Origin of the sequence: Enterobacter cloacae complex sp. CDL013 (assembly GCF_049238805.1) — a bacterium.
Taxonomy (GTDB): Bacteria; Pseudomonadota; Gammaproteobacteria; order Enterobacterales; family Enterobacteriaceae; genus Enterobacter; species Enterobacter hormaechei_C.
The window spans coordinates 398,202-409,513 of record NZ_JBMKGT010000006.1 but is presented as its reverse complement, the minus strand read 5'-3'; the positions used below and the strand labels follow the sequence as shown (position 1 = coordinate 409,513).

Below are 11,312 nucleotides of genomic sequence, written 5' to 3'. Positions count from 1 at the left end.
ACTGATGATCTGTTCGTCGGAAAAACGCTTCTTCATGGGAATGTCCTCATGTGGCTTATGAAGACATTACTAACATCGGGGTGTATTAATCAACGGGGAGCAGGTCAGGGGTGCTCGGTGGATGAATTACAAAGCTGTATGGAAGCCACTGCCTGGATCGCAGTCTCTGGCGCTGAGTTGCCCATGTAACGAAATCCTGTTCGAGGGTACTCGCGGACCAGGCAAGACCGCTGCGCAGTTAGCCAGGTTCAGGCGTAATGTCGGCGTGGGTTATGGCTCGTTCTGGCGCGGCGTCATTTTCGACACCGAATATAAGAACCTTGCCGACATCATTACTCAGTCGAAGCGTATGTTTCGCCTGTTCAACGACGGTGCACGCTATCTGTCATCTGCGAGCGAATTGCGATGGGTATGGCCTACTGGCGAGGAGCTGCTCTTCCGCTTCGGCAAAGAGGCGGACGACTACTGGGATTTCCACGGGCAAGAATTCCCGTTCATTGGCTTTAACGAGCTGACGAAACAGCAGTCCCCAGAGTTCTACGAAATGATGTTCTCCTGCCGACGCTCATCGTTCAGGCCGGAGAACTACCCGCTGGATAATGGCAAGTTACTGAAGCCAATCCCGCTGGAGACGTTCAGCACTACCAACCCGTTTGGCATCGGGCATACCTGGGTGAAGAAGCGCTTCATTGAGCCGGCTCCGCGTGGAACCGTGCAGCGTGACAGGCAAATGGTATTCAACCCCCAGACTGAGCGAGAAGAGGAAATCACGCTTACTCGCGTGGCCATCCACGGATCGTTCAAAGAGAACCCTTACCTCGACCCGCAGTACATTGCGACCCTGATGGCTATTAAAGACCCTAACCGACGCAAAGCGTGGGTAGAGGGCTCCTGGGATGTGACCAGTGGCGGGCGATTCGACCACCTGTGGAATGAATCGCTGCACGTCATTAAGCCATTCCGCATACCGGATAGTTGGACAGTTGACCGCTCCCATGACTGGGGTGAGTCGAAGCCGTTCTCAAATCTGTGGTGGGCTCAGGCTGATGGCACTGCCGCCGAACTGCCTGATGGTCGGCAGTTCTGCCCGCCGGCAGGGACGTTAATCCTGATCGGAGAATGGTATGGCTGCCCGCCTGATGAGCTGAACAAAGGCCTGAATATGTCATCCACCAACGTCGCGAAAGGCGTGGCGTGGATTGACAAGCGGCTGGTGGGCGAAGACGTCGACGAGCCGGAAGAGATTCAAATAGACGGTGTTACGCAGGGCCAGTTGAACATTGTTCCGGGAATATGCTCGGAAGTTATCCCTGGACCGGCTGATAGCGCCATTTTCAATACCGGTGACGATGAGTTGTCGATCGGCCAGAAAATGGAAAGTCAGGATGTCGAATGGCTTGAAGCCAATAAGAAGCCTGGCTCGCGAGTAAACGGGGCCTCGGTATTCGCTGACATGCTTGAGGCTGTAGTTGAAGGTAAGAAGCTGGAATCTGGCATACCTGAGAAGCCTGCCTTTTACGTGTTTGAGCATTGCCGAGGATGGATTAGCCGCATACCCGTGCTGGTTCGCGACAGCAAAAACCCAGATGACGTAGATACCCAGCAGGAAGACCACGACTGGGATGCTACCCGCTACCGAGTACTGCATTCACCAAAGAAAATCACCGGCATGTTGGTGCGCTCGCGCTGACGGAGGAAACCGTGAACGAAAGCGAAATGAACAAACAATTTGCCGCAAATGCCAGCCTCGATCGTGATCGTATGCGCTACGTTAACGCTCTGTTTAATGGCACCAGTAATACGAAACGCCAGCGACTGTACCAGGAGTTTGGCTATCCACTGAATCTGACCTTCGACGACTTTTTCCGAGCCTACAGCCGCAATGCTATTGCTAACGCTGCGGTTAACCGGATGGTCGATGGCTGCTGGGAGGACTTCCCGGATGTCTACGAAGGTGACCAGACGAAGGATGCCACCCAGCAAACGGACTGGGATAAGCGCGTAAACAAACTGCTAAAGCGTTGCTGGAAACAGATAAAGGGCGCTGACAAACGCAACCTAGTGGGGCGCTACTCTGCGCTGCTGATACAGGTAAAGGATAACCGGACCTGGGATAAACCGGTCGATAAGATAGTTACTGCCAGGCAGAAGGAAAAGGCGTTAGTTAAGTTGATCCCTGTGTGGGAGGCACAGATTGAGCCTGTCACTTACAACGAAGACCAGAGCAGCGAGAACTATGGTGACGTCACCATGTACTCGTTTACTGAAATCCCAGTACAACAGCAGGCAGGCGGGCAGCCCGGACGCATCATTAACGTCCACCCTGACCGCGTAATTATCCTCGCTGAAGGGTCAGACGATGGACGCCTCTACTCTGGCGAATCAATGCTTGCTGCTGGCTTCCATAAAATCATGGACAGCGAAAAGGTCTCCGGCGGTGCGGCTGAAGGTTTCTTCAAAAACGCCAGCCGCCAGCTCAACTTCAACTTCAGCGCCAAAACAAACTTCTCAGCACTGGCTAAGGCTCTTGGTGTTTCAGAATCTCAGCTATCCGAAGCCCTTGATGGGCAGGTGCGACGCCTTAACGATAGCTCTGATAGCGCTGTGATGATGCAGGAGGGCGATGTTAGTGTGTTATCGGTTGCAGCGGCGGACCCAGAACCAACGTGGCGAACCATTTTGAATGAGTTTTGCGCCACCGTGCCGATCCCTGTCAAAGTACTGGTCGGCATGCAGACGGGCGAGCGGGCCAGTAGCGAGGATGCGAAAGACTGGGCCAAAACCAGAATGAGCCGGCGAACCGGATTCCTGACAGACCTGATAACGGACATCGTTACCCGATTCTGGGAGTTTGGCTTCATTCCTCCAGCGGCAGGCGAGGAAATCACCGTCGGATGGTCCGATCTACTGGCACCGAGCCAGGCAGAGAAGATTGCCAACATGGACAAACTCGCGGACGTGGCCGTTAAGTCGACAAACGCGTTTGGACGCTCGGCTATCGAAGAGAACGAGATCCGCGCTGCTGGCGAACTGCAACCACTACCTGAGCTTGATGATGAGGTTCCGCCTGATGGCAACAAACCAAAATCTGATCCTCTGGCCGACCCTCAACCAGAAGCCGAAAAGTCCGGTGATACCACGGTCGAAAGTTGACCCCACGATGTCGCGCAAGTCCGTCAGCAAGATGGAGCGCGACATTGAGGAGCGGTATTACGCGATAAAGGTGGCACTGAAAGCCCTGTTCGACCAGCGAATGACCGGACGAGAGCGTGAAACCAACAGCCATAACTGGCACTTCCTGTGCCACGACAACGGCGCGGATATGCGGCTCTACCAGGTTAACGCCGGCAAGTTCATATACGACATGTCGGCGCAGGAGCTTGCTGATCTGCTGGAAGCGGTGCAGAGCATTCTCGACGATTATCTGCTGGAAGGTGGCGAGCAAAATCTCTGGGCAATGGATTACGTCGTCGCAGAAGCGCAGCGCGGAACGGTGGAGGCCTTCAACAACCTCTCGCAGCAGTCGCAGGTGTACGCCAGCCAGACGACGCTACAGCAGCTTTTAAGCAGCCCCGGTCACCTTAATCAGGTAGCGGCGGCTAGACTGACAACGTTTAGCGATTGGAAGGTCATCAGCGATACCGCCCGTGGCGATTTAACCAACATCATCACTGACGCGGTTGCGCGCGGCGTGAATCCTCGCGAGACAGCCAGCGTCATCAGCAAGCGTCTCGATGTCAGTATGTCGAAGGCGAAGAACATCGCTCAGACCGAGCAGGTCGGCGCGCTGCGGCAGGCGCAATGGAACGAAACGGACTGGGCTGCTGACCGGCTGGGGCTGAATACCGGTCTGCTATGGCTGTCAGCGCTCAAGCCTACGACGCGAACCTGGCACGCTAGCCGTCACGGTAAAGTCTACACCACCGAAGAGGTGCGGGACTTCTACGCCGAGAACGGCAACCGTTACAACTGCTACTGCAGCCAGATACCTGCGCTGCTCAACGACGACGGCAGCATCTTCAATGAAGGGTTGGCGGATAAGCTTAAGAAAGAGCGGGTTGACTGGGTGAAAAAAGGCTAGTAAGCAGCTAAGATGGTGATTCACTTGAAATTAAAAGAGGGATTTTATGAAATACTTTGTTGCTTATAAGATTATTGCAAGAGAAGGCGTCGTTGGCGGAGAGGGGTCTACAGTGATTAAAGATACTGGGGACGAAGAGGCTGAGGCGGTATTTTTAAAGCTTCCAGCAGCTATTGCTGGCAAAAGAAATTGCCAGCCAAATGATGTGGTAATTACCGCCTTTAATCGCGTTTAAGAATATTAACCCAAAGGTCGCCACGGCGGCCTTTTTTATTGCCTGACATCCATCAATGAGGACCCAGCATGAAACGCAATCGCGTTAACGTGCTGTCCGTCGTCAACTCCGCTTCAAACATCACCACTGAAACCATCGACGGCAAGCCACATATCGTGGTTCGCGGCATCACGCCTGTCGTGGACGATATCGTGATGAACCGGAAGTTGTACCCGGCAGCAGAAATCGAAAAGGCCTACAACACGCTTGAGCGTAACCCGATGCCGCTGGGCCATCCGAAAGTGGACGGCAAGCATGTATCGGCGCGCGATGTCCGGGCGGTGAATGAATACCACGTAGGGGCCTGGCTGCAGAATGTCAGCCACAACGACGGGAAGGTGACGGGCGACATGTACGTTAACCGCCAGTACGCCGAGTCGAGCGACAAGGGCAAGCGCCTGATTAACCGTCTTGACGAGATGCTGGCCGGTACCAACTCAGAACCGATCCACATCTCCACCGGGCTGCTGTATTCCGGCATCGCCGCAAATGGAGAGTCGAAGGGCAAGAAGTACAACGAGATCGCCACCAACATGATGTTTGACCATGTGGCGGTGCTGCTTGATGAGCCGGGCGCCGGAACGCCGGAGGATGGGGTGGGCATCTTCGTTAACTCTGAAGGTGATGAGACCGAAATTGAAGTCTGCAACCTGCAAGACGCGATCGTTAGTGATAACCGCAAAGATGGGTGGCTGAATAAGATCAAGTTCTTTGTCGCTAATGACGGCGGGATGTCATTCGACGATATAGCCGCATCGCTGCGTGAAGCAATTCGCTCAACCTCCCATGATTCCTGGCGCTATGCAGTCAGCATTTACCCGGACTATCTGATTTTCGAAGACGAGAAGAAGACCACATCTGGCCGGACACTATTCAAACAGAAGTACCTCATCTCTGACGGGGCCGTATCGCTCGTCGGCGAACCTGTAGAAGTCGTGCGCAAACCCATTGAGTACGAGATTAAAACCAACGGAGAGAACGATCCGATGAAAGAACTGATTATCAATGCGCTGCAAGCCGCTGGTAAGCCGACTGAAGGCAAGTCCGACGCCGAGCTGATGGACGCATACAACCAGATGAAGGCCGAAGAAGCCACCGCCAAGAAAAAAGGCGATGAAGAAATCGACCCTGAAACCGGCAAGCCCAAGAAAAAAGAGCAGGCCACCAATAACGAAGAGATGCCAGCGTGGGCGCAGAAACTCGCCGATCGTGTGGACGTCGTTTTCAACAGCCTGAACGCGAACGCCGACAAAGAGAAGGGCGAAAAGCGCGCGGCTGTGAAGCTGGCGATGAACATGAGCGACGACGAAGTCGCTGATCTTGACGGCAAAGCGCTAGACGCTATGTACGCCAAGTGCCAGACCTCTTTCGGCCTGAACGGTGCATTCCGCCAGGCAACCAACACCCCATCAGTCAGCGAAATGCCGGAGTAAAAAATGGCTAAAGACGGAAAACACGTAATTCACGCCGGTGGCGTATTCCCTAATCCGCTGCTCAACCGTGAAGGCCGCGCTACTGCGGTCAAGCCTGGCACCCTGGGCTTCTTTGATGCTGGCGTCTTCAAGGTGTCGGTAGATGGTAGCGAGACAGCGATTATCTATGTCGCTGACTTCGATTATCTGCGCTGCAAAACGGTAGATGACACGTTTGCTGTAGACGATCTGCTGGTTGGCATCCACCCACTGCCGGGAATGTTCCTGAATGTCCGCGCTGCCGCCGGTACCTACAAAAAAGGCGACGCTCTCTCAATCGTCAACGGCCAGGTGAAGAAGTGGGCCACTGGCGAAAATGATCGCTGCTATTGCGACGAAGAGCGCTCAATCACCGCCGCTGCTGGCGACCTCATTCGCGTAGTGATTAAGTAAGGAGTCACTGAATGCTTGTTTATTCTAAATCGCTGGGCGAAAAGACCGGCAACCTGGCCGTGAACCAGTACCAGTTTGGTATGCTGACGCAGGAGCGTAATGCCGCTTTGAACCATCAGGGCATTAACGTAATGCAGGAAATGGCTGATCGCCTGAATGCAGTCAATCAGCTGAATGGCATCAACGCTGTTCGCTCACCTGCTGATCTGTACAAAGCTTTTGACCAGACTGTTCTGCGTCAATTCCAGCCGAATACTGAATTCACCCTGTTTAACGACCTGATGCCGCTGTCTCGTTCGGTGCGCATCAACCAGACCGTTTACGAATACGCCAAGTCCGGCGGCCGCATGTGGGCTCACACCTCCATGTCAGGCCAGATCGGTGCCGCGCTGGATGCCGTGCAGTACCAGTACGACGGCACGATGGTTCCGGTACACGATACTGGCTTCAAGTTCCACTGGCGTGAGCCGCGTCTGAACAACCCGGATGCGTTCGACATCATCTCTGATGCTCAGTTCGAGTCCACCAACGAAGTCCGTCGCCAGTATGTGGATTACATCTACAACGGCTATCGTGACGCGGAAGGTAACTACATCAAGTTTGATGAGAAGACCTGGAAGGGCCTGAAGAACGATGAGCGCGTTGCGATGGTTGATCTGGGCGCATCTGGGCTGAATATCGACTTCACCAGTTCCTCCGCCACGGCAGAGCAGATCCGTAACGCGGCGATTAAGCTGCGCGACACTCTCAAGCTGACCAACAATCAGTACGCAGAGCAGACCTGGTATGTGTCGAGCGCCATCATCTCCAACCTTGAGCGCTACTTCAGCGACAACTACCAGTCTGACACCATTCTGCAGGAGCTTCTGAAACTGTCCGGCATTTCCGCAATTAAAGAAGATGCTCAGCTGACCGGCAACCAGATCCTGATTGTTCCGCTGACTGCTGGCGTGATTGCTCCGATTGTAGGCCAGGCGTTCGGTACCGTTGCCGATCCACGCCCGTTCTACAACAGTGATTACATCTGGCGCACATGGGGCGCTGCTGGCCTGATGGTTAAGACCGACATCAACAGCAAGAAATCTGTCATCTACGCACACAGCTAAGGGGTGAGATATGGCACTGGTTAAAGTGATTACCGATAACCTTTTCTCCGGTGCCAATCTTCAGAAACTGGAGGTTGGTGCAAAGGTAGAGGTCAGCGAAGAGACTGCGAACAAATGGAAATCCGCTGGACTGGTAGAAATCCTATCTGGCGGTGACCGCAAGCTGGAAGTGGCGACGCCAGGCAACGATGAAGACAACCCCGCTAAATCGAAAAAGGCGAAATAACCATGGCAACCCCGCTTACGCCAGAAGAAATTAAAGGCTTCCTCGCTGAGTTGGGGTACGCCATACCTGATGCCTTGCTTACGCCGATCCTCTGCGTGGTGAACAAGATTATCCCGTGCCTCGATGGCGCGGGTTATGACGAGTGCACCGCGAAGCTGGTCCTGATGTATGCCGCCGCGCTTATGGCTACGTCTTCCGGTGCGCGCCGCATCAAATCGCAGGGTGCGCCGTCTGGCGCGTCCCGCTCGTTTGAATATGGTGACGACAGCATTACCTGGCTGCGCGACTCGCTTTCCCGGCTCGATACCAGCGGTTGCACCAGTGAGCTGCCAATCAGTGCCGATAATAGCGTCGGTCTGTTCATGGTGGTCGGGGGCTGCTGATGACGTACAAATCAGTAACGGAAGGCAAGCCGAAGCCGCTCACTCGCGTATGGGTCGAGACCGATACCGGGCGGGAGACTACCGGCTACGTGAAATCGGATGGTGAGTGGCATATAAACTGTCCGCGCATCCGGGCGACCGGCGCGAAGGTCCTGCGCTGGAAGGAGGGCTGATGTCGTCTACTGCTTCATGGTCATACAACAAGCCATGCACGATATGGCGTAAGGGTGCTGGCGGTAATGACGAGTGGGGCGATCCTGTCGACCCATACGAACCGCCTGAAACCATCATGTGTGACTACATCGGCGGCCTGTCTGCAAAGCTAGGCTCCATCGGTAAAGAGGTTGTCGTCAAAAACACCTTCTTTACTGCGTTTGCGTTGGCTGATGAGGGCGATTACATCCTGATTGGTGTAAGCGCTGAACCAGACCCGGTAGTGGCTGGTGCCGATGAGGTCCGTCACGTGACGCGCTGGAACGACACTCTCGACGGTCTGGAAGATGACTGGGCGATAATTACGGGAGTGTAGCTATGGGCATCAAAGTGCGCGGCGTTAAGCAGTCGAAAGCCGGGCTCAACCGCATCATTAACGACGTGAAAGGGCGAAAGGTCGTCAGGGCGCTGCAGTCAGCAATGATAATCGGCAGCTCCCAGGCCGCGCTTTATACGCCGATCGACACCTCAACGCTGCTTAATAGCCAGTATCGGGAGTTGATTAACAACGGCGTTCGGCTGACAGGTCGGGTGGGATACACCGCGAACTACGCTGTGTTCGTTCACGATCCGAATGTTCCTCAAACCTTCCGCCGCGCCACCGCGCAGAAAGAGTTCCTCACTAAAGGCTTTGAAGATACCCGTAGCCAGATTGATGCCGTAATGCGCAAGGAGCTTTCAGTATGACACCAGCCATGTACGAGCGCGTGCGTAACTACTTCGTCGATGCCGGGCTTACCACTGGCTTCATTGTTCAATTGCTTGCATGGGACGACACAACGAAGTTAACGGACGCATTCATCGTGTTCCGTCCTAATGGCGGTACCGACATCCGAAATGACCTCGGGTCGGACCACTACGTGCTGGTGGATGTCATTTCCGCCAAGGATAAGCGCCGAGCAGCCGCTGAGAAGGCTCAGGAAATCATCAATTATGTCGAACAGAACGACATTACCGACGAATGCCTTGGCCTGATTCAAAACCTCGGAAATGTGCCTGCACCTATCCTGACCGAAGAGGGCCGCCTGGTCTTCCGGCTCCAGTTCATGTGCGTCTACGGCGAATAACCCCATTACCAACCCATCAGGCTGCCATCCGGCGGCCTTTTTTATTTGAGAGGTACACATGCAAGGCTGTGCTAATGATTTTGGCAAGCTGATCGGGAAAGTAGCTGTGCTACGCATGGCCTTTGGCTGCCCCGACGCAGTGCCAGCGCTTTCCGAGTGGAAGCGTCTCGGCGCTATGACGACCAAGGGCATCGACTATTCGATGAACACCATCAACTCCGAGGCGGATGATGCTAAAGGGCTGGTGGAGAACCTGGTCAACAACATGGATCTGACGATCTCCGGCGAAGGGGAGTTTCGCAAGTCTGACAAAGATAACGAGATCGGCGCGTGGCGTCTGTCGAAGTATATCTTTGACGAAGTACAGGCCGGTCGTCAGCCTAACTTGTGGGTGCGGTTCGACTTTGCGGGTGAGAACGCCGGTACTTACATCCGGGGTTACATGAACACCACGTCATGGTCTGGTGATTTCGGTACTAACGATATCTCCACCTTCTCCGGCGAGTGGAAGGTCTACGATGCTGACACTGTTGTGTTTGAGGTAGCTGATGCTATCGCGGCCACTGGCGTTGAGGTTACACCCGCAACTGCTTCTCTGGTCGTTGGCGCAACCCAGCAACTGAGCGGCGCGGTTCAGCCAACAGATGCGACTAACAAAGCGATCACCTGGACCACTTCGGCACCTTCCATCGCCACTGTCAGTTCAACCGGCCTGGTGACAGCAGTTGCCGAGGGCACCGCGAATATTACGGCTACCACTGCTGACGGTGATTTCACCGACACCTGTGCAGTTACCGTGACTGCCGCGCCGTAATCACTACAAAGGGCGGCGTGCTGCCCTTGATACTGGTTATGGAGAGCGATATGACACCTTTGAAAGAGATTGGCGAGTGCCTGATTGGTGCTGGAGGCCGTGAATACTTCTTCCGACCATCTTTCCGTAATATGACGCGGATCGGCGAGCCAGAGCATATCGTCCGAACTTTCTATGCGCTGTTTAATGACGACGTGGCGAAAATGCTTGAAGCGGCGCGCGAAATTCACAGAGCGATACCAGAGCATCAGCGCAGATTTTACGCCCACTATTTCGGTGACGTTTCGCTGCCGCGCTGGGCACTTGATGCAGCAGATTCAGCAGCTTATGTGCGCGAGGCATTGCTTTCGGCTATTAACGTCATTCAGTCCTGCTGTGACGAGGACGTTTCTGAACTGACAGGATGGCATGAGCCTTCACGTACTGGCCGGCGCACATTCGTATGGCACCGCGGAGCGCTTCCGCCGGAGAACCTGATTCTGATAGCTCAGTCACTGATCATGCATGGCGTTATCGGACGGGCGAAGGTTCGTAAGTTGCAGAAGCACGAAAGCAAGGAAACGACGCCGGAGTTTCATGCGACTGAATACATCATGGCGGCGCGAAACCATTTCGGGATCAGCAGGGAAGAGGCTGAAAACCTTACTATGACCGAATTCGCCATGATGCTTAACGCCAAATACCCTGACCAGAAGGGCTTCACTAGGGAAGAGTATGACGCTGTTATGGACGATGACGATCGCCGTTGGCAGGAAATGATTGAGCGCGAAAAATCAGCAAAGAAAGCGGCCTGAGTTAATAATGGATGTACTAGCCACGCCTGACCGGGCGTATGATGGCACGACAAAAAATACTCAGGGGATAAGAGTGAAGAAAATACTTTTGGCTTTGGTGATTCCACTGGTTCTGGCTGGCTGTAAGCCGGGCGAGGAAAAGGCAATTTCTCTGGCACAATCTGAAGTTTCAGCCAATCTACTGGATCCTGGCAGCGCGCAATTCCGCAACGTGAAAGTTGTGAAGATGACAGATGCCGATGATGGCCGTGTTAACGCAGTTGTTTGTGGGGAGATTAACGGAAAGAACGGTTTCGGTGCCTATGCAGGGTTTCATCCATTCTTCGTTGAGCTGAAAATGAAATCGAAGGGGATTTTCTCAAAAGGTGTCGACTACACCCTTGGTGATCACTTCCTCAGTTCGAAAGATACGCCTCCACCACCGGCCTACACAGAACGATGCCAATAAACGACACGAATAACTAACCCACCACTCGGTGGGTTTTTTTA

16 protein-coding genes are annotated in these 11,312 nt (G+C 54.1%); all 16 read left to right on the top strand.

The features are described 5' to 3' along the window. The coding region (locus tag ACOTXD_RS15175; RefSeq protein WP_421766451.1) for a hypothetical protein at positions 1-189 on the top strand (189 nt) is incomplete at its 5' end. Then, entirely contained in the window at positions 122-1,690 is a 1,569-nt protein-coding gene (locus tag ACOTXD_RS15170; RefSeq protein ID WP_061856547.1) for a terminase, read from the top strand. The genes ACOTXD_RS15175 and ACOTXD_RS15170, both read left to right, overlap by 68 nt. Before the next feature lie 11 nt (positions 1,691-1,701). After that, positions 1,702-3,153, top strand: a complete 1,452-nt coding sequence (locus tag ACOTXD_RS15165) for an anti-CBASS protein Acb1 family protein (RefSeq protein WP_063869156.1) — start codon at positions 1,702-1,704, stop codon at positions 3,151-3,153. Further along, positions 3,089-4,081 carry a phage minor head protein gene (locus ACOTXD_RS15160; protein WP_061856710.1) on the top strand — a complete coding sequence of 331 codons (993 nt, stop codon included), beginning with the start codon at positions 3,089-3,091 and terminating at the stop codon, positions 4,079-4,081. The genes ACOTXD_RS15165 and ACOTXD_RS15160 overlap by 65 nt, the downstream gene beginning before the upstream one ends. A gap of 46 nt (positions 4,082-4,127) precedes the next feature. Further along, positions 4,128-4,316 carry a hypothetical protein gene (locus tag ACOTXD_RS15155; protein ID WP_061856545.1) on the top strand — a complete coding sequence of 63 codons (189 nt, stop codon included), beginning with the start codon at positions 4,128-4,130 and terminating at the stop codon, positions 4,314-4,316. Between the two features lie 68 nt (positions 4,317-4,384). Further along, positions 4,385-5,788 carry a DUF2213 domain-containing protein gene (locus ACOTXD_RS15150; RefSeq protein ID WP_061856544.1) on the top strand — a complete coding sequence of 468 codons (1,404 nt, stop codon included), beginning with the start codon at positions 4,385-4,387 and terminating at the stop codon, positions 5,786-5,788. Between the two features lie 3 nt (positions 5,789-5,791). Next, positions 5,792-6,220: a hypothetical protein gene (locus ACOTXD_RS15145; protein WP_004151271.1), complete on the top strand. Its 429-nt coding sequence runs from the start codon at positions 5,792-5,794 to the stop codon at positions 6,218-6,220. Between the two features lie 11 nt (positions 6,221-6,231). Beyond that, positions 6,232-7,326: a major capsid protein gene (locus ACOTXD_RS15140; protein ID WP_061856543.1), complete on the top strand. Its 1,095-nt coding sequence runs from the start codon at positions 6,232-6,234 to the stop codon at positions 7,324-7,326. Between the two features lie 10 nt (positions 7,327-7,336). Further along, the gene (locus tag ACOTXD_RS15135; RefSeq protein ID WP_061856542.1) at positions 7,337-7,552 is read left to right on the top strand and encodes a hypothetical protein; all 216 of its coding nucleotides are present in this window, start codon (positions 7,337-7,339) and stop codon (positions 7,550-7,552) included. Positions 7,553-7,554: 2 nt separating this feature from the next. Further along, positions 7,555-7,935, top strand: coding sequence for a DUF7370 family protein (locus ACOTXD_RS15130; RefSeq protein ID WP_061856541.1), 381 nt, complete (start codon positions 7,555-7,557; stop codon positions 7,933-7,935). Between the two features lie 172 nt (positions 7,936-8,107). Further along, positions 8,108-8,464, top strand: coding sequence for a hypothetical protein (locus tag ACOTXD_RS15125; RefSeq protein ID WP_023300379.1), 357 nt, complete (start codon positions 8,108-8,110; stop codon positions 8,462-8,464). A 2-nt stretch (positions 8,465-8,466) separates the two neighbouring features. Further along, on the top strand, positions 8,467-8,835 hold the full coding sequence (locus ACOTXD_RS15120; RefSeq protein ID WP_014883994.1) for a hypothetical protein: 369 nt from the start codon (positions 8,467-8,469) through the stop codon (positions 8,833-8,835). Further along, complete coding sequence (locus tag ACOTXD_RS15115; protein ID WP_058648026.1) at positions 8,832-9,215, top strand: phage tail termination protein; 384 nt, start codon at positions 8,832-8,834, stop codon at positions 9,213-9,215. The genes ACOTXD_RS15120 and ACOTXD_RS15115 overlap by 4 nt, the downstream gene beginning before the upstream one ends. 58 nt (positions 9,216-9,273) lie before the next feature. After that, on the top strand, positions 9,274-10,029 hold the full coding sequence (locus tag ACOTXD_RS15110; protein WP_126501532.1) for an Ig-like domain-containing protein: 756 nt from the start codon (positions 9,274-9,276) through the stop codon (positions 10,027-10,029). Positions 10,030-10,079: 50 nt separating this feature from the next. Further along, positions 10,080-10,823: a DUF6246 family protein gene (locus ACOTXD_RS15105; protein WP_126501530.1), complete on the top strand. Its 744-nt coding sequence runs from the start codon at positions 10,080-10,082 to the stop codon at positions 10,821-10,823. 7 nt (positions 10,824-10,830) lie between these two features. Next, the gene (locus ACOTXD_RS15100; RefSeq protein ID WP_241237788.1) at positions 10,831-11,271 is read left to right on the top strand and encodes a hypothetical protein; all 441 of its coding nucleotides are present in this window, start codon (positions 10,831-10,833) and stop codon (positions 11,269-11,271) included. Positions 11,272-11,312: the final 41 nt, after the last annotated feature.